Genomic DNA, 22,523 nt, shown 5'->3' on the forward strand with positions numbered 1-22,523 from the left:
CCCGGGCAGTGATGAGCTCGACGCTTCGGGCCGGGCCGCAGCATTCGCAACACAGTCGCGCATGCCGCGGCGCTCCTGTCGCCTGACAGCGATTGCAGCATCCACTGCTGAGCAACCGGCGCGCATCATTTGTCCACCGGACGCAAGGTTGCCCACGGGAACGTGGTCGAGGGAGTGCGCGGCGCATACCTCTGGGCGCGCCCCATGAATGCCCTGCTGCTCGCAGCCCTGCTTTCCCGCACCGGCGTGTTGCCCGGACTGCTGCTCGCACAGGCAGACCCCGGTACCGTGCGGCAGTCGACACCCGCCGCGCCGTCCACGCCCGCGCCCCTGGGTCCCCAGGCTCCAGCTCCGGAGAAGAGCCCCACTGGCGACACCGGCCCCCTGCCGCCACCCATGCAGTTCCAGGTGTCGGACCCGCTGCTGGAGCCCGTGCCTCCCGCGCCCGTGCAGGTGTCCTCGTGGCGCGAGGCGCTGGACCTGCTCCGCCAGCGCTCCACGAATTTGCGCAGCGCGCTCGCCCAGGTGCAGTCCGCGGTGGGGCTGCACCGCATCGCCCTCGCGGGCCTGCTGCCCACCGTCACCGGCGCCGTGTCCCTCACCTACAACGTGGCCTACCCCTCGGCGACGGGCCTCACGGGCGGCGGAGGTGGCATTGGCGGCGGCGTTGGAGGCGGGGGCGGCGGCGGGACGACGGGCGGCTCATCCAGCCTGCGTACCACCGTGCCGCTCGTCGCGGGCACGCTGACCGCGTCGGTGCCGCTCCTGGATTTGCAGGCCCTGGCCGCAGTGCACACCGCGAAGGAGTCCGAGCGCACCGCGATGCTGACCCTCGCGGAGACTCGACGCGCGCTCACCGGGGCGCTCGCGCAGGCGCTCGTGCTGGTGTCCGCGCGAGAGCGACTGGCCGAGGTCAACCGCGTCAACCTCCGCACCGCGCTGGAGCGACTGGCCCAGGCCCAGCGGCGTCTGGAATTGGGCGCGGGCACCCGGCTGGACGTGGTGCGCGTGCAACAGGACGCGGAGTCGGCGCGCACGCTGGTGGTGACGGGCGACGAGCAACTGCGGCAGGCGCGCGAGGCGCTCGGTCTGACGCTGGGCATGCCGGAGGCGGTGGGCCTGGCTCGTGGCGTCCGGCTGGAGGCACTGCTCCTGACGGCGCGCGATGACTGCCAGCGCCTGACGGATTTGGAGCAGCGTCCGGACGTCGCGACGGCGCGCAGCCGCCTCGCCGCGGCCGAGTCACAGATTACGGAGGTGAAGCGCAGCTACCTGCCCACGCTGGAGCTGAACAGCACCGCGGTGGCCCTCACCGTGAAGGATGGCTTCGCGGAGGTGCCGGTGTGGAATGTCGGCGCCAGCCTCGTGCTGCCCTTCTGGGAGGGCGGCGCGCGCGAGGGCCGGCTGCGGCAGACGCGCGCCGAGGCGGAGGTGGCGCGGCAGGACGTGGTGGAATTGCAGCGCAACGTCTCGGTGGAGGTGGCCCAGGCGAGGCGCGCGGTGGAGGTGGCCGCGGCGGCCCGCGACATCGCGGACCGCGAGCGCAAGCTCGCCGAGGAGAATGACAGGCTCACCCGCCGCAGCTTCGAGGTGGGCACCGGCACCAGCCTGGAGCTCATCCAGGCCGCGGCCGCGCTGCGGCAGGCGGAGCTGGCCCTGGTGGTGCGCGAGTTCGAGCTGGAGCAGGCGCGGGTCCAGGCATTCCTGGCGGAGGCGGCATGCAACTGGTGAGGAGTTGGAGCGTGGGGCTCGTGGCCCTCGCGCTGATGTCGTCGGCGTGCAAGGGCTCGAAGGAGGACGGTCCCCAGGGCGGACAGGGCGGCGCGGCGAAGGCCATGCCCGTCCAGGTGCAGCCCCTGGCCCCGGGCGAGGTGCGAGACACCAGCGAGTACCTGGGCACGCTCATCTCCCGCCGCAGCATCACCGTCTTCCCGCAGGTCGCCGGCTACGTGCAGGAGATTCCCCTCAAGCCCGGTGCCCGGGTGAAGGAGGGCGACGTGCTGCTGGTGGTGGACCCGCGCCAGCAGCGCGCGGGCCTGCGCGCCACCCAGGCCCAGCAGGCCTCCGCGCGAGCCCAGCGCGAGTTCGCGGAGAGCACCCGCAAGCGCAGCGAGCAGCTCCTGAAGGAAGGCCTCCTCAGCCGCCAGGACTATGACCAGACCGTGGCCCAGGCCCAGCAGGCCGAGGCCAGCGCGCGCGCCCTCGAGGCGCAAATCACGGCGCAGGAGGTGCAGCTCGGCTTCTACAAGGTGAGCGCGCCCTTCGCCGGCGTGGTGGGCAACTACCCCGTGAAGGTGGGGGACTTCGTCACGCCGCAGACGCCCCTCACGCAGCTCGACCAGAGCCGCGCGCTGGAGGTGTCCGTGCAAGTCCCCGTCGAGCGGGCCCGGGACATCGAGATGGGCAGCACGCCGGTGGAGATATTGGACCCGGACGGCAAGGTGCTGGTGTCCGCGCCCGTCTTCTTCATCGCCCCGACGCCCAGCCCGGCCACGCAGCTCGTCGAGGTGAAGGGCGCGTTCGACAACACCGTGGGCCTGCGGGCCGGGCAGCTCGTGCGAGCGCGCGTGGTGTACGAGACGCGCGACGCGCTCCAGGTGCCCACCTTCGCGGTGACGCGCATCAGCAGCCAGTCCTTCGTCTACGTGGTGGGCCAGGGCGACGGCGGCACGGTGGCCCAGCGCGCGCCCGTGACGTTGGGCCAGGTCTCCGGCAATGCCTACGAAGTCCTCGGCGGGCTCGACGCCGGCACGCAGGTGGTGGTCAGCGGCCTCCAGCTCCTGCGCGACGGCCAGCCCATCCAGCCCACGCCCGCGAAGCAGGAAGCGCAGGACGGCCAGCACGGAGTCGGCGGCAGCGGCGGTCATCCGCGGGGTTCTCAACCGGACGGCGGCTCGACTCCGGCGCAGTGAGGAGAAGGCATGTTCACCGACTTCTTCATCCGCCGCCCCGTCTTCTCCAGCGTGGTGTCCATCATCATCACGCTGGTGGGCGTCATCTCCATTCCGGCGCTGCCCGTCGAGCAGTACCCGGACCTGTCGCTGCCCGTGGTGCAGGTGTCGGCGAACTACATCGGCGCGTCCGCGGAGACGGTGGAGAGCGCCGTCACCACGGTGCTGGAGCGCCAGCTCAACGGCGTGCAGGGGATGCGCTACATCTCCTCCACCAGCAGCAACACCGGGCAGAGCAGCATCAACGTCACCTTCGAGCAGGGACGCAGCCTGGACATCGCCGCGGTGGATGTCCAGAACCGCGTGGCCACCGCGTCCGCGCAGCTCCCCGCCGCGGTGAATGCGCTGGGCATCACCGTCAACAAGGCGCAGACGCAGCTCCTCATGGCCTTCGGCCTGTTCGACCGGGAGAACCGCTACGACACGGGCTTCCTCAGCAACTACGCGGACGTCTACATCCGCGACGCGCTCCTGCGCGTGAAGGGCGTGGGCGACGTGCGCATCTTCGGCGAGCGCCGCTTCGCCATGCGCCTGTGGTTGGACCCCACGGAGCTGGCGCGACGGGGACTGGCCGCGACGGACGTCGTGAATGCGCTGCGCGCGCAGAACGTGCAGGTGGGCGCGGGCCAGGTGGGGCAGGCGCCCGCGCCGCCGGGACAGGCGTACCAGTTCACCCTGCGCGTGCAGGGCCAGCTCACCACGGCGGAGCAGTTCGGCGAAATCGTCGTGCAGCGCGGGCAGGACGGCTCGCTGGTGCGGCTGAAGGACGTGGGCCGCGCGGAGCTGGGCGCGGAGAACTACGGGCAGCTCCTGCGCTTCAACGGCCGTGATGCGGTGGGCCTCGGCATCTTCCAGCTCCCGGGCTCCAACGCGCTGGAGGTGCGCGACGGCGTCATCAAGGAACTGGAGCGCCTCGAGGCCAACTTCCCGCCGGGAATGGCGTACCAGCGCGCCTTCGACACCACCGCCGCGGTGCAGGCGTCCATCGAAGAGGTGCTCACCACGCTGGGCGAGGCCATCCTCCTGGTGGTGCTGGTGGTGTTCATCTTCCTGCACGGCTGGCGCAGCGTGCTGGTGGTGGCCACCACGCTGCCGGTGTCGCTGGTGGGTACGTTCCTCTTCGTCAACGCGTTCGGCTTCTCCATCAACACGCTGACGCTCTTCGGCCTCACCCTGGCCACGGGCCTCGTGGTGGATGACGCCATCATCGTCATCGAGAACGTCGAGCGCACCATGGAGCACGACAACGTGGACGCTCGCGAGGCCACGCACCGGGGCATGAGACAGGTGGCCGGCGCGCTGGTGGCGATTGCGCTCGTGCTCTCCGCGGTGTTCGTCCCCGTGTCCTTCTTCCCCGGCACCACAGGCATCATCTACCGGCAGTTCGCCCTCACCCTCGCCTTCTCCATCAGCCTCTCCGCGCTGGTGGCCCTCACGCTGTCACCCGCGCTGTGCGCGCTGCTCCTCAAGCCGAACGAGGGCCAGAAGTGGCGCGTGTTCCGCGCGTTCGACCGGGGGCTGGAGAGGTTCCGCGACGCGTACGGGCGGCTGCTGGTGAAGCTCACCGGGCCGCTGAAGTGGCCGGTGGCCATCGCCTTCGTGGTGTGCCTCGCGGGCACGCTGCTCGTGTACCGCCTCACGCCCAGCGGCTTCATCCCCGGCGAGGACCAGGGCTACCTCATCGTCGCGGTGCAGGGCCCGGAGGGCACGTCGCTGGACTACACGCGCCAGGTGCTCCTCCAGGCGGAAGGCGTGCTGCGCAAGCAGGCCGAGGTGCAGGACATCTTCACCGTGGGCGGCTTCTCGCTGCTGGGCACCGGCGCCAACTACGGCACCCTCTTCGTCAACCTGCACCCGTGGGACGAGCGCACGAAGCGCGAGCAGAGCGTGGCGGGCATCGTGGAGCGGCTGCGCGGCCCGCTGCTGGGCATCGGCGGCGCGCGCGTGCTGCCCTTCGAGCCGCCCGCCATCCGCGGCGTGGGCAGCGTGGGCGGCTTCGAGTTCGTCCTCGAGGACCAGCAGGGCGGCCGCTCGCTGGCGGAATTGGCGCAGACGACGGAGAACCTCGTGGCGCGCGCCAGCCAGGACCCGGGCCTGCGCGGAGTCTTCTCCTCGTACACCGCCAGCACGCCGCTCCTGGACGTGCAGGTGGACCGCGAGAAGGCGCTGGCGCTGGGCGTGCCGCTGGACTCGGTCTTCTCCACCCTGCAGGTGTACCTGGGCAGCCAGTACGTGAATGACTTCACCTTCGCCAGCCGCGTGTACCGCGTCTACGTGCAGGCGGCGATGCCGTTCCGCAACGAGCCCAGGGACATCAACGCGCTCTACGTGCGCGCGTCCTCGGGGCAGATGGTGCCGCTGGAGTCGCTCGTGCGCGTGAAGCCGATAACGAGCGCGCAGAACATCCAGCACTACAACCTCTTCCGCTCGGCGGGAATCAACGGTCAGGCGGCGCCGGGCCGCAGCACCGGACAGGCACTGGACGACATGGAGCGCGTGGCGCGCCAGTCCCTGCCCGCCGGCTACACCTTCGAGTGGACGGGCCTGTCGCAGGAGCAGAAGCAGGCCGGCAGCAGCGTGCTGCTCATCTTCGGCCTGGGCGTCATCTTCGTCTTCCTGGTGCTGTCCGCGCAGTACGAGAGCTTCGCGCTGCCCGCCGTCATCCTCCTCGGCGTGCCGGTGGCCATGCTGGGAGCGCTCGGGCTGCAGAACCTGCGAGGTCTCCAGAACGACGTGTTCTGTCAGGTGGGGCTCGTCATGCTGGTGGGCCTGGCCAGCAAGAACGCCATCCTCATCGTCGAGTTCGCCGAGCAGCTCCGGAGCCAGGGCCAGGGCGTGGTGGACTCCGCCATCTTCGCCGCGCAGACGCGCCTGCGCCCCATCCTGATGACGTCCTTCGCCTTCCTCATGGGCGTGGTGCCGCTGATGCTCGCCAGCGGCGCGGGCGCCTCGGCGCGCAAGTCATTGGGGACCACTGTCTTCGGGGGCATGTTGCTGTCCACCTTCGTCAACCTCATCTTCATCCCCGTGCTGTACGTGCTGGTGGAGTCGGCCCGCTCACACTTGCGCAGACATCACCCGCCCCGCCCGCCTCCTCCCGAGGAAGTCCCCGCCCAGCCAAAACCCGCCTGAGCCTCCTTCCGGGCTCCTCGCCCGGAGTCTCTACCCTCGCGGAGGTATTCGAGGGCACCGGAGCACCCGCTATATCCAACGGCGTAAGGACCGCTCCTTGCGCCGTTTCAATGGATGGGGGCGGAGCGCGAAGGCACGGCGCTCCGGAGGCCTGGGCATGCAGGCGATTCGCAACAGGACTTCAGGACCGCGAGGCATTCCCGGTCAGGGCCCCCGTGAAACAAGAAAAACAAGCAATACCAAGATTAATCAGACACAGGGTTGTCATCGACCCGTGTCCGACACCAGAGAGGCCTTGTTATTCTTTGAGGCCTCAATGGCAAACTCCACTCGCCTCGATGACCAACGCCAGCGACTCTACGCACTGAAGCGGGCGCCGGCCTTACGCCACACCAGCAACACGGTGCTGTTGCAGTTGCTGGAGAAGGCTCGGGAGGTCCGCTGGGCGAAGGACGCGGTGGTGTGCGAGGAGGAGCGGGACGCGGAGGGCTTCTTCCTGCTGCTGGACGGCGAGCTGGACGTGCGCCGGGGCGGGGAGAGTCTCCTGACGCTGAGGTCCGTCACGCCGCTGGGCGTGGAGGCGCTGGTGGCCGGGAGGTACGCCGTCACCGCGAGGGCGGCCGCCGAGTCGCGCGGTCTCTTCTTCCCACGCGACACCGTCTGGGAGCTGGTGCGCTCGCGCGCGGGGCTGAGGCAGAACCTGGGCGCCCACGCGGCGGAGCGGCCCCGGCCCGAGGCGCTGCACGAGTGCGCGGAGGTGGTGGCCTTCGAGAGCGACGTGCCGGACGCGCCGCTGTCCACGCTCATCGCGCTGGTGGCGAAGGTGCTCGTCCAGGACTTCGGGGACCGGGTGCTGGTGCTGCGCAGGGGAGACGGGGACGTCGAAGTCTCACAGGGCGCGGACGGCGTGCTCCATGCATCGGCGCCGGAGCTGTCGGCGGGCCTGCTCCAGCGGCTGTCGCGCGAGCACGGCGCGCACTACGTCTTCCTGGATGGCTGCCGCCACACCGGCGCCACGCCGGGCAAGACGGTGCGGCTCGTCCCCGGTCCCCAGCACGCGCGGCCTCCGCTCCCCCAGGGGCACCGGGTGCTGCCGACGGTGGTCATCGACCCGGAGCGTCCCTCGCGCGGCGCCGAGCTGGGCGGACCGCCTCGGCAGGACGGCGCGGACACACGGGTGCTGCCGGCGTGCTGGCTGCGGCTGGGCCTGGAGCGGCTCGCGTCGCTGCCGGTGGACGCGCGCCCGCTGGAGGACGTGGAGCTGACCGACGCGGAGCTGGATGCGCTGTCGCGCTGGGCCCGGGCCATCAGCCACCGGCGCGTGGGGCTGGCGCTCAGCGGCGGCGGCGTGTGGGGCTTCTATCACGTGTTCATCCTGCGCTGGCTGGTGGGCAATGGCATCCCCATCGACTTCATCAGCGGGGCCAGCATGGGCTCGCTGGTGGGCGCGTACTTCTGCGGCAGCGCGTTGGATGGGAAGAGCGGACTGCCGGGGCTGCTGCGCCTGGAGGAGCGCGCGGTGAATCGCCAGCTCTCGCTGGCAGCCACCGGCGCGGTGGTGACGTCGTACGCGCTGGAGCGCTTCGTGCGTCAGGACCTCGGAGACCTCTCACTGGAGGAGCTGTCCATCCGCTTCCTGCCGGTGGCCACGGACCTGACGAACGGCCACTGCGTGGCGCTGGAGCGTGGGTCGGTGGCCATGGGCGTGCGCGCCAGCGGCTCGGCGCCCGGCGTCTTCGCGCCCACGCTGGTGCCGCCCGCGCGCTATGTGGACGGCGCCTTCACCAGCATGGTGCCGGCCAACGTGCTGGTGAGCGCGGGGGCGGACCTCATCTTCACCAGCAACATCTTCCCCTTCGGCGTGCGTGAGTCGTCCTTCATGCCGCGCTCGGGAGTGGGCCGCTTCCTCGCGGGCCTCAACCCGGTGTCGCGCGCGTTGGACCTGGTGGCCAGCGGCGTGCTGCTGCTGCACCGGAGCGGAGGCGCGGAGGCGCTGCTCGCGGACGTCAGCTACGACATCCCCTCGGCGGAACTGCCGCTGCTCACCGCCATGGACTTCACGCGAGCAAGGGACATCCTGGACCGGGCAGCCTCGGACGGCGCGCTGGCGCAGAAGCTGGAGGAACTGAAGGCGCACTGGCAGCAGGTGAAGACGCGTGCCAGTCCGCACCAGCCGCATCCCGGCGGAAGGTGGGCGGCATGATTCCCGTCCGCATCCTCGGCACCGCGAGCGTCCTGCCCGGCCCCGCCGTGACGACGGCGGAGTTGTGCGCGCGGGTGGGCCGTGACGCCTCGGAGGTGGAGCGGAAGACGGGCATCCACACCCGGCACTTCGCACCACCGGGCACGAAGGCCGCGGACGTGGCGGCCACCGCGCTGCGCGGCGCGCTGGAGTCCGCGGGGCTGGAGGCGAAGGCGCTGCGCCGCATCCTCTGTGTCACCTCCATGGGCGGAGACGTCACCACGCCCGCCACGGCCAACCGCGTGGCGGCGGCGCTGGGCCTCTCCGGAAGCTGTGACGCCATGGACGTGAGCAACGCGTGCATGGGCTTCCTCAGTGCCTTCGACCTCGCCGCGCGCTCGGTGGCGACGGGCTGGGGGCCGGTGGGCATCGTCTCGGTGGAGCTGCTGTCGCGCACCACCACGCCGGAGGACCCGCGCCCCTACCTGGTGCTGGGCGACGCTGCCGCGGCGGCGGTGCTCGGCGCGGCGCGACCCGGCGAGGGCGTGCTGGGCGTGGCGCTGGGCAACGACGGCACGCTGCCCACGGACGTGGTGCTGGAGAACCCGCACGTCACCGGCAGGCCGGAGCGGATGCGCTTCCTCACGGCCAGCAAGGACATGACACGCGTGGCGCTGGACGCGCTGCTGACAGCCGCGCGCTCGGTGCTGGACGAGGCGGGCGTGGCCCTGCGCGACGTGGAGTGGGTGCTCACGCACCAGCCCAACGGCAGCATGCTGGAGGCCATCCTCCGCGCCATGGAGGTGGGGCCGGAGCGAAGCGTGCGCGTGGTGGACACGGTGGGCAGCGTGGGCTCCGCGTCGCTGGGCGTGGGACTGGACCGGCTCCTGCGCACGCGGCCGGTGAAGGCAGGAGACAGGATTCTGCTGGTGGGCGTGGGCGCGGGCGTCGCGCACGGCGCGGTGCTGTACCGGGTGGGTGGATGAGACGCGCGGGAGGTCTGCCGCTGGCCGCGTGGCTGGCCACCTTCCGGCTGCTCCGCCGCTACCATCGCTATGACGTCGTCAACCTGGAGCCGCTGCTACGTCCCGGCGCGAAGCTCATCGTCGGCTACCACGGGCGGCCCCTGGCCGTTGATTTGTGCATGCTGACGGTGACGCTCTACGAGCACCTGGGCTACCTGCCGCACGGCGTGGCCCACGGCGCCTTCGAGCGGATTCCAGGCATGCGCGCGGTGGCGGACGGGCTGGGCTTCGTCACGGGAGACGACCCGCGACTGGCGGAGGCGGTGGCGCGCGGCGAGCACGTGCTGCTGCAACCCGGTGGCACGCGAGAGGGCTGCCGGAGCTTCCGCCACCGCTACCGCGTGGACTGGGGCGAGCGGCTGGGCTACCTGCGACTCGCGGTGCGCTACCGGCTGCCGATTGTCCCCGTGGGTGGCAGCGGCATGGACGATGCGTACGTGGGCCTCAACGACGGGTATGGGTTGGGACGGCGGGTGGGGATGCCGGCGCGTCTGCCATTGTGGCTGGGCGTCGGAGCGACGGGGCTGTGGCCCATTTCACTGCCCTTCCCCGTGAAGATGACACAGTGGGTGGGTGAGCCGATGACGCGCCACCTGGAGCCCGGCTTCGACGCGAATGACCGGGGTGCGATGCTGACGGCCCATTACGAGGTTGCAGGTTCTGTGCAGACGTTGCTGGACAGGGCGCGCTCGCGAAGTCGCTGAGCGCGGCAGGGGCCAGGGGAAGGCAGAAGTCCATGAGTCGCAGTGTGGAGGATGAGGCGGCGAGCGCCTCGCGGTGGGCGCTCGTCCTTGGCGCCTCGTCAGGCACGGGCGCGGCCATCGCGGAGGCGGTGGCGCAGCGGCCCGGGCTGGATGTCTTCGGCATCCATCGCGGCCGTTACGTGGACGCCGCGGCGCGGATGGAGCGCACCGTGCGGGAGGCCGGACGCCGCGCGGTGCTGTGGCAGGCGGACGCGTCCACGCCCGAGGCCGCCGAGGCCGGCGTGGAGGCGCTGCGACAGGCGGCGGGCCCTCGCAGCGTGAAGCTCTTCGTCCATTCGATTGCGGGTGCCTCGGTGGGGCAATTCCTGTCGGAGGGCGAGGACCGGCTGCACGCGCGCCGCATCCGCCGCACCTTCGACACCATGGCGCACTCGTTCGTGTACTGGGCGCAGGCGCTGGTGGCGGCGGACATGCTGGCCCCGGAGGCGCGGCTGCTCGGCCTGCAGAACCCGCTGGACCTCACGCATCTGTCCAATACGGGCCTCATCAGCGCCTCCAAGGCGGCGCTGGAGATGTACGTGCAGCACCTGGCGATGGAGCTGGGCCCGCTCGGCCACCGCGTCAACCTGCTCAAGTTCGGCACGGTGATGACGCCCGCGCTGAAGCACGTGTACTCGCCGGAGGCACTGGCCCGGCTGGAGGCCGCGCACGCGCGGATGAACCCGGCCGGGCGCATGTGCACGGTGGAGGAGGTGGCCCGCTTCGTCAGCGTGCTCGCGGGCGATGACGCCGCATGGTTCAACGGCGCCACCATCGACTTCACCGGCGGCATGGCGCTGAAGCTCATCGACCTCGTCCTCAATCCCTGACGGCTTCCGCCTCCAGCCGTCACCCGCTACGCCCTCCCGGGCGGGAGCCCATGTGCGCACGCGAGCACTCCGAGTGCCCCGCGAGCCAGTGGGCCGGCCGTGGTCCACGTCCCACCTTCGCGCGAGCGAGGATGCACGGAGGTGGACATGGCAAGACAGGGACAGGGTGGGAAGAGCAGGCAGCGCTCCGCGCCGGCGGGGCGCACCGCGACGAAGGCGAACAAGCTCCGCGAGGGAAATATCGCCGCCCGGCCGGTACCCACCGGACGCGCTCGGGCCGGGACGGGCGAGAGTACAGCGGGAGAGCCGCCGGACATCCGGAACCTGCCTGCCTGCATCCAGGACATCGTGGTGGCCGCGCAGGACACGGACCCGGGTCCACCGGAGCCGCTCGACTTCCACCAACTCCGCGGCCGGCTCGAGGCGGCTCGCGTCACGCTTCCGCCGATCTACCGCGAGTCGGTCCTCGTGCCGTACCTGCGCGTGCTGGACCAACTGGGCCCGCAGGGCTACTCGGAGGTCTTGAGGCGGGACCCGCATCGCGAGCGCGAGGCGGGGCTGCTGCTCGACGCGGCGAACACGATTCTGCAGAACGGGGAGAACTACCTGCTCGTCGCGACGGACGCCTTCGAGGAGGTCGTGAGTGATTTGTATGACGGCTTCCTCAGCGCGGAGGACCGCCGCGGTGTCGAGCCGCCCGACCTGGGCGTCATCCCTCCGCTGGTGAAGTGGGGCAACCCGCAGTTCGGGCCGTACACGTGGCCGGTGGACGTGACGTCCCAGGTGCTCGACATGGGGGCCGGCATCGTCAACCTGCCTCCGGCCCACGCGAGGACGGGCCTGCTGGCCTGGGCCGCGCTGGGGCACGAGGTGGGCGGGCACGACATCCTGCACGCCGACGTGGGCCTGCCCGAGGAGCTCTCCGAGGCGGTGACCAACCGGCTCGCGTCGGAAGGGCTCGCCACGCTGGGGAACTACTGGGGCGAGCGCATCGATGAAACGGCGTCCGATGTGCTCGGCATCCTCAACATGGGGCCCGCGGCGGGTATCGGCCTCATCGGCTACTTCCGGGGGCTGGACCTCGCGTTCGGTGGACCGGGGAAGCTGCGCAACCGGGGCCCGTCGGCGGACCCGCATCCCGCCGACATCCTGCGGGGCTACCTCGCGGGCTACGTCGTCGCGCGCCTGCGCTTCGACCGGGCGGAGGACTGGGCCAATGTCCTCATCGCGGAGACGGACAAGGACCTGGTCCCCGCGGAGCTGGTGCTGGCGGGGCGGACGGTGACGCCCGCGAACGCGCGCAAGTCCGCCGAGCTCGTCGCGGACACGATTGTGACCTACAAGGCGGCGGCGCTGGAGAACCACTCCCTGGGGTCCATCCAGAACTGGCGCAACCGGGACGAGCAGAAGGTGGAGGTCATGCGGCGCCTGCTCATCTCCGGCATCGGCACGCTCCCCGAGCGCGTCACCGAGGGCATCTACGCCGCGCACATGGTGGCGGCGGGCGTCACGGCAGCGCTGTCCGCGGAGGCGGACGTGCGGAGAATCTTCGACCGGATGCTCCGGCTGCTGAAGCAGATGCACGACCAGAACCCGACCTGGGGCCCGCTCTTCATCCGTCACCGGGGCGACGTCACGCCGCACTACTTCTATCCGTACCCGGCGCGGATGGTGTGAGTCAGAACACGGAGAGGCCGGTGAGGGTGGTGAAGCGGTCCAGCGCCTCCACACCGGCCACCGAGTTCCCCCGCGCATCGAGCCCGGGGCTCCAGACGCAGAGGCCGCAGCGGTTGGGGATGACGGCGATGATGCCGCCGCCCACGCCGCTCTTGCCGGGCAGGCCGACGCGGTAGGCGAACTCACCCGCGGCATCGTAGGTGCCGCAGGTGAGCATCACCGCGTTGACCTGCTTGGCCTGGCTCCGCGTGAGCAACCGCTCTCCACCGGCGCGCTGGCCATGACGGGCCAGGAAGCCGCAGGCGCGAGCGAGGTCCGCGCAGCTCGCGGCGAGGGAGCACTGCCAGAAGTAGTGCTCGAGCACCTGGGCGACGGGGTTCTCGATGTTGCCGTAGCTCGCCATGAAGTGGGCCAGGGCGGCATTGCGGTGGCCGTGCTCGGCCTCGGAGGCGGCGACGACGGGGTCGAAGTCCAGCGCCGGGTTGCCGCTCTCCGCGCGGAGGAACTCGCGCAGGACGCCGCGGGCGTCACCGGTGAGACGGTGCAGCCGGTCGGTAATGACGAGTGCCCCCGCGTTGATGAACGGGTTGCGAGGGATGCCCTGCTCGTATTCGAGCTGGACGAGGGAGTTGAACGGATTGCCCGAGGGCTCCTTGCCGACGCGGCGCCAGACGGCGTCACCGTCTCGGGCCAGGGTGAGGGCGAGGGTGAAGACCTTGGAGATGCTCTGGATGGAGAAGGGCACGCGCCAGTCGCCGACGCCGTGGAGCTGGCCGTCCACGGTGGCCAGCGCCATGCCGAAGCGGCTCGGGTCCACCGCCGCGAGCGCGGGGATGTAGTTGGCCACACGCCCCTGTCCGATGAGCGGCCGGACCGCGGTCATCACCTCGTCGAGAATCGCCTGGTAGTCCATCGCGCGCCCGTCCACCTCGGCGGCGCATGATAGCCGCGCCGCTCAGCGCCAGGGCTTTCGTCCACTTCTGTCCCACTCGATGCCAAGCGCCAGCAACTGCTGGGCGACGCGGTACTCCCAGCCCGGCAGGTGCAGCAACCGCTGGACATGGAACCGGCCGGACGGGCCATCGATGAAGTCTCTGGCCGTCTCGGGGCGTCGACCCCTCAGCTTCTGGTCGAGCGTCCCTTTCTTATACACGTAGGAGGCATGGCCATTCCGCGAGAACTCGACGACGTCGTACTCCGCGAATGAGAGGACGAAGGCACTGACCTCGTTGCGGTCCTTGTCGCCCAGCCGCTGCGCGCGCCGGAAGGCGGCCTGTTGCTCGGGCGGGAGCGCCGCCACCCGGCGGTGCAGCGAGTCGTAGACGGGCGCAGCCAGGTAGCACGTCGTGGAGCGGATGGACCCCAGGTAGCAGAGCCAGAACTCGCGCCGGTCCTCCTCATTCATGCCGTGGTCAAAGAAGAACGCCAGGTCCTGCTGGATGAGCCCAGCCAGGAAGGCCTGGAAGGCCTCAGGCGCGCGCGCCCGGACCCGCGCCCAGGCCGACGCCTGTGCCTGCTGAGACTGCCGGGGGTCTCCGAACTCAGAATCCTTCGAGACAAGCCGCTCAGCCAGCCGAGCGCGGACGAGGTCACTACAGACGCCCTTTGCGCGGCACTCCAACACGGCGGCCACCACCTCGATGCGTGCCTCCATGGGCGCAGGCAGGACATTCGTCTCCGTCCCGGTGAAGGGCAACCATGCCCGTCCCCGTGCATCGTCCATCAGGAACGCCAGACTGACCGTGCGGTCCTCGCGCGCCTTGATACCCAACCGCAGGTGCTCGGCCACGACATGCCCTGCATAAACGCTCGTCGGCCGCAGCCCGGCGCCCCTTAGCGTCTCGACCACTTCGAGCAGCGAATTGTCCATCCACCGGTCGGCGAGCAGTCCCGGGCCTTCCCGCCGCAGCACGCTCTCGACAGGAAGCGGCAAACGCCACCTCGGGTTGCTCGGGGCCTTGCCCGCGAGCTGCGCCCACCTCGCCATCTCCTGCGCATCCCAGTCGGGGCTCCAGTCTCTCAACAACTGGCGCACCAGACGCGGCCAAGATTGAGGACTCCACTCCAAGAACCCACGCATGGGCTCGACGCCAATGAGTTGCCACAGCGCTGGCACCGCGCGCCGCTCTCGGCGGGAGAGGCTGTCGAAGTCCCTCCTCGCTACATGCTCCTTGACCCTGACCTTGTTGATCGACTCGCGCATGCGCTCGACACGCGAGGGCTCGCGCTCGTCCATGCGCTGCTCTGCGGCATCCAGCCGCTGTGACAGCAGCTTGAGTCCACGTTCCGACTGCACCCGGAACGTCTCCAGCTCCGCCTTGAAGGTGCGCTGACGCTCGGAAACCTTCCCCAGCCAGGACTCAAGTCCCATCGGTTTCTCCTACAGTCGAAGGTCTCCGCGGACGCGAATCACCAGGCGGCGGTTGGCCGGCTCGTTGCCGGACATTCCGGGGCGCGGCGCCGTCTGTCCACGCCCCGAGACGACGAAGTTCGAGTCGAGGCACTCACGCTCGTACCCCGCATCCGCGAGCTGGCTGCGCACGGTGAAGAACACCTCCTGGGCCCGCGCGGAGCTGGCCCTGACGTTGTTCTCGAAGCTGGCCGAAGCCACACCGTTTCGCACGCCGCACTCGTTGCTGGTGCCCAGGAACGGCCGGTCGTCCGTGTGGCCCTCCAGGATGATGGTCGGTTCCGCGCCCGCGTCCCGCATGGCGTCCACCGCCTCGCAGACGCGGTGAATCAGCGGCACGGCACCGCGCTCGAACTGGCTTACGTAGGCCTGAGGCGTGCTGCACTGGCCCAGCCCGAACTGGAGGTTCTTGAACTCAATCTCCAGCGAGTTCACCCCGCCATCAAGCCCGCTCAGGGAGATGAACCCTCCATCCAGCGCGGCGTCCAGCGTGATGAGGTCGGCCCGCAGCGCGACCAGCGACGCCTGCACGCCCTCCTTCTGCGAGTCCACCTTGCCGATGGCGGCCTCCTTCTCCTGGATGGCGGCCTGTTGCTGCTTGCGCGCCTCCAGGATGAAGATGACAGCCAACAGGAGGAACACCACGGCGACGCCGGCCATGAGGTCCGCCAGCGAGCGCTCGCTGCCATCCCCCCCGGCACTCATGTGCGCCTCGCTTGCTGCTTCAGCGCATCCTTCAACTCCTTCACTACGTCGGACAGCTCGTCCACTCCCTGGGCAAGCTCACCAGAGGCCGTCTCGGACACGGACGTGAGCTTGTTCATCACCTGCATCCACTGGCTACTCAAGTACTGGACCTGATTCTTGACGGACTCCTCGTAGGTCCGAACCAGTCCAGAGAGCAGAGGGTCCACTCTGTCCAGCGCCTCCTTCTGCGCGGTGAGCAGCTTCCGCTCGTCCTCGACGACGGCGATTCGCCCCGCCGACTGCTGCTGGAAGGCGCTCGCTGCCTTGCTGAAGCTGTCCGCCACCTGGGCCATCTGGCTGGTGACCTTGCTGGCGCCGTCCTGCGTCGCGCTGACGCCGCGCGTGGCGGAGACGAGCTGCACGGCGGTCTCTTGAAGCTGCTTCGTGAGCGCCAGCAGCCCGTCCTGCGTCTGCTGCATGCTCCGAGAGAACGCCTCGGAGCGGACGTTCAGGTCCTGCATTCCCACGTTCGCGGCAGCCTGAAGCGCCTTTACATGGTCACCAAGGTTCTCCGACTGACGGACCGTATGGTCCTGGAGGTTCTGCGCGGAGGAGGCAGCGGCCTGCATCAGGGCCTTCGTGCTGCCATTCATTCCCGCGAGCACCTCCTCGAAGCGGCCCACTACTTCGGACACCGTGCCACTGAGCTGCCCCAGCACCTGCTGGTTCTCGGTGTTCAGTCGGCGCGAGGACTCGGTCGAGGCATCCAGCGCCCGCTCAGTGGCTGCCTCCAAACCAGTGCGCACCTGGTCGAAACTGCCCACCATCGAGGTGACCTTCTCCGCGAGCGTGTCGATGGCGCGCTGGTTCTCGCTCCCCCACTGGCGCGCGTTCTCCCCGAGGCTCCTGGAGAGGCTGTCGAACTGGCTCTCCAGCCTCGGGAACACGGCCGTGAGCTGCTCCAACTGGCGAGCCATGTCCTGCGACTGGGAATGGAAGCCTCCGGACACAGAGTCCCTGAGCTGTTCGAGGATTCGACCGAGGTCGTGCTCCTGCCGCTCGGAGAGGGCCTTCTGGATTCCCTCCAGGTGCCCGCGAACCGTGGACATCTCCTGCTGCAAGGTCGTGGCGAAACCAGTGGCAATGGTGCGCTGGAGGTTCTCAGCGATTTCCCGTGCCGTCACCTCGACGGAGGATAGCTGGCGCGTCAGCACGTCACCCACGTGCTCCTTCATCATCGTGCCCAGGTGCGTCTTCACGTCGCCGCCAATCTCCTGGAGGCTGACGTTGACGCTCTCCAGCTTCTCGAGCTGCGAGCACAGCTCCTCGCGCGTCTGGGCCAACTCGGTGCGCAGCGCCCCCAGTGCGTCTCCGCGCGCGTCGGCCCTCAGTACCTCATGCGCGTCGAGCGTGCGGGTCTCCTGCTCGAAGAGCACCCGCATAGCGTCCAGCCGGGCCAGCAGTCGCCGCTCCATGAGCGAGGAGAAGGCCTGGAAGAGGAACGAGCCCGCCAGACCCACGGCGGAGACGAAGAACTTCGCGCCCATACCACCAATGGCCTGGGAGAGCAGGTCCGCCTGGGAGGTCGAGCCCGCAGTGCTGGAGCTCCGCAGCGCCTCCTGCACGGGCATGACGAGCGTGTAGCCGAGGAGGCCGAAAGTCATCACCAGCGCGAGCCCCGTCAGGTTGCGCCCCAGGCCCTGCCCGAACGAATGCCGGAACAGGGCCCGGCACGTCTCGCGCAGCTCCCGGGACGGCGAGGTGCGGATGAGGACGGGCCCCGGCACCTTCTGGCTTCCCGGAGGAAAGACGAGCTGCTCGCGGATGGCGCGCCACAGGGCCCGCGCCTCCACGCGCCCCATAGGCTCGGCGCGCGCGCCCGTGAGCAACGCCTTCAACTGGGACTCCAGCGCCTGGACCGCCCCTATCAGCATACGCCCGCGAAGCGCGGCTGCCGCGTGCGCCAGCACAATCATGCAGAACATCACCGCGACGACCGACAACAGCAGCGTGTCCTGCAACACGTTGGACCAGAAGGTCATGATTCACACCTCCCCTTCACGCTCGGACTCCTGAAGCACCTTCGCGTACTGGCTCGCGTCATCCGGCTCTGGCGACAGGAACCCTCGCGCCATGGCGCGCTTGCGCTCGACGAGCGCGTGCAGTTGCTTGTCGAAGCCCGCATCGGGAGAGCCCCGCCGGTGCAGGAGCGGGTAGTAGACATGCACATTCCGCGTCTGGCCGATGCGGTGTGCCCGGTCCGTGGCCTGGTCTTCCTTAGCGGGGTTCCACCAGCGTCCGTAGTGGATGACGTGGTTGGCGGCCACGATGTTGAGCCCCGCACCCGCTGCAATGGGGCTCAGGATGAGGACGCGGAAGCTGCTGGCCCGGGAGAACGCGTCGATGTGGCGCAGCGCCAGACGCCGGTTCTCCGGGTCCCCGTTGATGATGGGTACCGTGTCGAGGCCGAACTCCTCTTGGATGAGCTGTGCCAGCAGGTCCTGCATGGCACGCGACAGCACGAACACCAGCGCCTTCTCCGGCTCCGCGCCACTACCACCAGCCGCAATCCCCTTGAGCAGCTTCAGGCACAGCGCCGTCTTGGGACTCTCGGAGAGCACCGTCGCGGTGGACAGGCGGCGAGAACCGTGCAGCAGCGCCGGATGCTGGTAGAGCTTCTGGAGAGCGTCGAGCGCCCAGAAGGCGCCCTTCTCCCGGACCTGCGCGCTGATTCTCCGCTCCGCGTCCTCCTGAAAGGACGTCATCTCCACCTCGACGACCTGGGGGAGTTTGGGAGGCAGGTCCTTGAGCGCCTCCGACTTCTCGCGGCGCAGCAGCGTGCAGTCGGACTTGGGGTAGCCGAGTGCCTGACGAAGTGACTGCACGGCGCCGTCGCCCTGGAACCGCTGCCTGAAGGATGCGCGCGTGTCGAAGACGCGGGGCATCCGGCTCTGGATGGCATCGTAGATGGCCCAGATGTCGAGGAGCTCGTTCTCCACGGGAGTCCCCGTCAGGGCGACGGCAAAGCTCCGCTTGAGCGCTCGTGCCGCACGGGAGCGCAGTGTGTCCGGGTTCTTGAGATTGTGGGCCTCGTCGAAGACAACGGCGTCGAAGTCCATCTTCAGCAGCGAGCGTTGGTGGGCGCCGAGCGTCTCGTAGTTGGTGAGGATGAGCTCCTGCCGGGCGAGGAAGACCGTATTGAGCCCGCCGTCGCGCATCACTGCATGCACCCCCGCGCCATGCAGCACGTAGGGCGCGGGCCAGACGTGCGCCTCGAAGAAGCGGTCCAGCTCCTGCTCCCAGTTTTCGAGCAGGATGGTGGGACAAACCACCAAATGCGGGCGCCGCTGGGCAGGAGGTGTCTCCAACTGCCTCAGCGTCAGGAAACACGCGACCTGCAGGGTCTTCCCCAGCCCCATGTCGTCCGCTAGCAGGACGCCCGGCCCTCCGGATTTCGCGTGCTGCCACAGCCACTCGATCCCCGATTTCTGGTGCGGCTTGAGCTGCACGCCGGGCCGAAGCACCCGTGCGAGCGTTTCCCAGGACACGGAATGATGTACCGACTCGGAACGAGTCACCGGAGAAGCAATGCCCCCCTCTTTGATGATTGCGCCTACACGCCCACCTGCCTTCGACGAGCCTCCATTCCCAGACTCCGCTGCGTCCGACTTCCGGTCCGGCGCTTCCGTCACCCCGAGCACGCCACGGAGCTGACTGCCCAGTGCCTCGCTGGCGGGGAAGGGAATGCCCCTCACGAGCAGCGGAGTGGAACCGCCCTGCTTCAAAGCGGCGTCGTTGCGCTGCAACAACTCCAGCGCCTCTTCGCGCGAAGTCAGATGAATCGAACGAGAAGGCCCGCCGTCCTCCGACTCGACCTGGAGCGTGAGCGAGAATCCGTCCTCCTCCACCGCCACGAACCACTCCAGCCCCGAGCCCTCCATCCGCTCGGAGGGCTGCCTGCCCCGTAGTACCTCGAAGCCTTCCACCCGCTCCGAGTACTCGGACAGGTCCAGGAACCCATCCGCATTACGTCCCTCTGGGACGAGACAACCAGGGTCCGAGAACTCGCGCGCCACGTCCCTGGGGAGGCGACGCTGCAACGGACGGACGCGCTCCAGCACCTCTTCGGCGCCCTCGGGGAGCAGCAACGGGCGGTGCGCGTCCCCCGCGATGCCGCCAGAGCGGAGGCTTTCGAGGGGCAGTGGTACCGACGTCCCGTCCTGACGGACGGCGAAAGGTTGGAGGGAGACGACCTTCGGGTTGTCGGACTCGCGCTCCCAGCGCAGTCGCAGCCGTGTGACGGGTTGGGGCTCGAACTTCTGGAGATACCCCGTGGGGGAGAACTGAATCCTCCCCTCCAGCAACCTGGAGGCCGCCTCCAGCCCACTCCGAAGGCGGGCCACGCGCGCAAGCTGCGCGGCAGGCACGGCATGGGTCGCGAAGCCAGCCTCGACACACGCCCAGGCGGCAGTAGGCGTCAGCGGGCGATGAACTCCTTCTCTCTGAGAGACGAACCAGGGCAGGGCCGCTGGAGGCTCGGGAATGGCCTTACCATCCACGCGGATGCGGTATCGCGCCCCCTTCCCTCCAGGAATGCCTACCACCTCGCAGCTCACGTCCTGCTGTTCGAGTTCCAGTAGGTCCATGAGCAGGTGCTGGAGCGTGACCCACTCTTCCTGGAGGGCAGCGCGCTCCTCGTCGTCAGCTCCACCTTCGGTGGGCCGCCCCAGGGCGACCCACTGGCTCATGGAAAAGCGCGCATGGTGTGCGTCTCGCCACCCCCTGGATGCCCATTCCTCCCCACGAAGCGCAACGCGAGACGCAAGCTCGCGAGGAAGATCCTTCAAGGAAACACACAACGTGTCGGCTTCGACGAACCAACGAAAAGAAGGTGCGCGCAAGTCTGGAGTCACTGGACGAAGCATTCCAGATGAATCCCTTCACGCCAAACACTGGCAGACAGGGGCAAGAACGACCCGGATTCATCCTTGGGCAAAGCCGGGACGAACACTCCGTCACGATGGACCGGCAGGGACAGTCGCCTCAAGTGCACAGCCACGCTGACCGGCTCACCCTGGAGAGGTATGGCGCCCCCCGAAATCGCCAATGCTCCGTTGCCGCCACGTCCGCCCACCAGAACAGCCGACCGCAAAAAACGCTGCTTCCCGTGGGTTCATCGCAAACACGACGGAGTAGCAACTTCGGGGGGCGCGACTCCTTCGACTAAAGCAGGCTCCGCCGGAGTACCACGCACCGAATGCCTCTCTACCGTTGGCAGGTGTGCGTCACACGGGCCGCGCATCAATCGCGGCGAACGCTCACTTCATTGCGCATCGTGGAAGATGATACCCACCGTGTGCCGGTGCCCGGAGCGCAGCCGGCTCACGCCGTGACGCATGTTGACGCGGTAGTGGCCGCGAGTGCCCTTCACCGGGCGGTGGTGGACCGCGAAGATGACGCCGTCCCCCTGCCCCAGCGGCACCACCTCCGCTCGGGACTGCATGCGCGGGCGCTGCTCCGTGAGGACGAACTCCCCTCCCGTGAAGTCCTGGCCCGGGACGGAGAGGAGGAAGGCGACCTGGAGCGGGAAGACGTGCTCGCCGTAGAGGTCCTGGTGGAGGCAGTTGTAGTCGCCCTCGCCGTACTGGAGGAGCAGCGGTGTCGGCCGCGTCTGCCCGGCTTCATGACAGCGCGCGAGGAACGCCGCATGCGCGTCCGGGTAGCGCACGTCGATGCCCATGGTCTCGTTCCACCGGTTGGCGATGCGCGAGAGCGGTGGGTACAGCTCGGTGCGGAGGGTGGAGACGGTCGCAGGTAGCGGATGGGCGAAGTACTTGTACTCGCCACGCCCGAAGCCGTGCCGGGCCATGACCACGCGGCTGCGGAACGCGGTGTCCGACGAATACATCTCCGCGAGCGCCACGCACTCGGCCGGAGTGAGCAGCGCGCTCACCGTGGCGCAGCCTCGAGTGTCGAGGTCCGCCGAGATGCGTTCCCAGTCGAGCGCCGCCACGCGCTCGGAGAGGGAAGACGCCTTGCGTCGGCGCAGCGCGGCGGTCATGGCGTCACCTCCGCGCGAGCCGCCAGCCGTGCCATCCCATGCCTCATCGCTCTGCAGTCCATGTTGGTGAGCTCCCTTCAGCCGAGAGATGGCGCAGGCACGCGCGGGAGGCGACCCGCTACTTGCGCAGAAAGAGAGCGGGGTTCATAGAATTCACGCCATGGCATGGCATCCCAAACTCGTCGTGCGGTTCGGTAGGGGGCGAAGCATCTTTTCGCCGACCCACAGCTCCGGCTACGTCCTTCTGGGAAGCATGGCGGCCATCATGGCCAGTGCGGCCATCACGGTGGCGGTCACCCAAGAGCCCCTCGTGCTCCTGGCCCTGGTACTGCCGGGCGTCTTCCTGCGTGACACCTGGGCCTGGTTCGCCGCGACGGATGAAGAGCGGGCCTCATTCCGAGCCGAAGTCGAGCGCCTGCGAGCCCAGGGCTGGAGCCCGCCTCCGGACCAGGTCGTCATCGGAAGAAGCTGGGGCCGGAAGCAGGTCGCCGGACTCCTGGCGTGTCTCGCCCTGTCCATCGCTCTGGTCGCATTCGTCCATCCCGCGTTCCTCGTGGGCACGATGTACGCGGCCGCCTTCCTCGTCGTCGCACTGCTCGACCGCATGCGTGCTCGGACGCGGAAGAGCGTTGCCTGAAGCGCTGACGACGTTGGCACCACTTCAGCCCACCTGCGCGACGTGGCCGGCAAACAACGGCCGCGCGGCACCCGACACAAGGTCGTGATACTATTGCAACCCGTTAACACCTGAACCCAGACCCAGGAGCATGCATGCGAGGCACTCTCAGAGGATTGCTGGTGGCGGCGCTGTTGATGGGGTGTGGC

15 protein-coding genes are annotated in these 22,523 nt (G+C 69.2%); 9 read left to right on the forward strand and 6 right to left on the reverse strand.

From position 1 onward, the window contains the following. The first annotated feature begins 204 nt into the window (after positions 1-204). From ACVTJA_RS51205 to ACVTJA_RS51240, 8 genes are all read left to right on the forward strand, one after another. Complete coding sequence (locus ACVTJA_RS51205; RefSeq protein WP_465832074.1) at positions 205-1,731, forward strand: TolC family protein; 1,527 nt, start codon at positions 205-207, stop codon at positions 1,729-1,731. Continuing rightward, positions 1,719-2,912 (forward strand): efflux RND transporter periplasmic adaptor subunit, encoded by a 1,194-nt coding sequence (locus ACVTJA_RS51210; protein WP_465832076.1) that lies wholly within the window; start codon positions 1,719-1,721, stop codon positions 2,910-2,912. Before ACVTJA_RS51205 ends, ACVTJA_RS51210 begins: the two co-directional genes overlap by 13 nt. A gap of 9 nt (positions 2,913-2,921) precedes the next feature. Next, positions 2,922-6,083, forward strand: coding sequence for an efflux RND transporter permease subunit (locus tag ACVTJA_RS51215; protein WP_465832078.1), 3,162 nt, complete (start codon positions 2,922-2,924; stop codon positions 6,081-6,083). 316 nt (positions 6,084-6,399) lie between these two features. Further along, entirely contained in the window at positions 6,400-8,286 is a 1,887-nt protein-coding gene (locus ACVTJA_RS51220; protein ID WP_465832080.1) for a patatin-like phospholipase family protein, read from the forward strand. Then, entirely contained in the window at positions 8,283-9,251 is a 969-nt protein-coding gene (locus ACVTJA_RS51225; protein ID WP_465832082.1) for a 3-oxoacyl-ACP synthase III family protein, read from the forward strand. Before ACVTJA_RS51220 ends, ACVTJA_RS51225 begins: the two co-directional genes overlap by 4 nt. Further along, the gene (locus ACVTJA_RS51230) at positions 9,248-9,994 is read left to right on the forward strand and encodes a lysophospholipid acyltransferase family protein (protein ID WP_465832084.1); all 747 of its coding nucleotides are present in this window, start codon (positions 9,248-9,250) and stop codon (positions 9,992-9,994) included. The genes ACVTJA_RS51225 and ACVTJA_RS51230 overlap by 4 nt, the downstream gene beginning before the upstream one ends. 32 nt (positions 9,995-10,026) lie before the next feature. Continuing rightward, positions 10,027-10,863 carry an SDR family NAD(P)-dependent oxidoreductase gene (locus ACVTJA_RS51235; protein ID WP_465832086.1) on the forward strand — a complete coding sequence of 279 codons (837 nt, stop codon included), beginning with the start codon at positions 10,027-10,029 and terminating at the stop codon, positions 10,861-10,863. 147 nt (positions 10,864-11,010) lie between these two features. Then, a complete protein-coding gene (locus ACVTJA_RS51240; RefSeq protein WP_465832088.1) occupies positions 11,011-12,540 on the forward strand; it encodes a hypothetical protein in 1,530 nt (509 codons plus the stop codon). Position 12,541: 1 nt separating this feature from the next. On the opposite strand, the gene ACVTJA_RS51245 is transcribed toward ACVTJA_RS51240, so the two are convergent. The 6 genes from ACVTJA_RS51245 to ACVTJA_RS51270 all read right to left on the reverse strand — a co-directional run bounded on the left by ACVTJA_RS51245 (position 12,542) and on the right by ACVTJA_RS51270 (position 21,698). Beyond that, complete coding sequence (locus ACVTJA_RS51245; protein ID WP_465832090.1) at positions 12,542-13,453, reverse strand: glutaminase; 912 nt, start codon at positions 13,451-13,453, stop codon at positions 12,542-12,544. 42 nt (positions 13,454-13,495) lie between these two features. Beyond that, complete coding sequence (locus tag ACVTJA_RS51250) at positions 13,496-14,776, reverse strand: EH signature domain-containing protein (RefSeq protein WP_465832092.1); 1,281 nt, start codon at positions 14,774-14,776, stop codon at positions 13,496-13,498. A gap of 144 nt (positions 14,777-14,920) precedes the next feature. Next, positions 14,921-15,655, reverse strand: a complete 735-nt coding sequence (locus tag ACVTJA_RS51255) for a hypothetical protein (RefSeq protein WP_465832094.1) — start codon at positions 15,653-15,655, stop codon at positions 14,921-14,923. Beyond that, positions 15,652-17,679: an ATP-binding protein gene (locus tag ACVTJA_RS51260; RefSeq protein WP_465832096.1), complete on the reverse strand. Its 2,028-nt coding sequence runs from the start codon at positions 17,677-17,679 to the stop codon at positions 15,652-15,654. The genes ACVTJA_RS51255 and ACVTJA_RS51260 overlap by 4 nt, the downstream gene beginning before the upstream one ends. A gap of 3 nt (positions 17,680-17,682) precedes the next feature. Next, positions 17,683-20,385, reverse strand: a complete 2,703-nt coding sequence (locus ACVTJA_RS51265) for a DEAD/DEAH box helicase (RefSeq protein WP_465832098.1) — start codon at positions 20,383-20,385, stop codon at positions 17,683-17,685. A gap of 575 nt (positions 20,386-20,960) precedes the next feature. Beyond that, positions 20,961-21,698: a 2OG-Fe(II) oxygenase gene (locus tag ACVTJA_RS51270; protein ID WP_465832100.1), complete on the reverse strand. Its 738-nt coding sequence runs from the start codon at positions 21,696-21,698 to the stop codon at positions 20,961-20,963. A 253-nt stretch (positions 21,699-21,951) separates the two neighbouring features. On the opposite strand from ACVTJA_RS51270, the gene ACVTJA_RS51275 reads away from it, so the two are divergent. Continuing rightward, positions 21,952-22,335, forward strand: a complete 384-nt coding sequence (locus ACVTJA_RS51275; RefSeq protein WP_465832102.1) for a hypothetical protein — start codon at positions 21,952-21,954, stop codon at positions 22,333-22,335. Positions 22,336-22,523: the final 188 nt, after the last annotated feature.

The organism is Pyxidicoccus sp. M6, assembly GCF_055568925.1.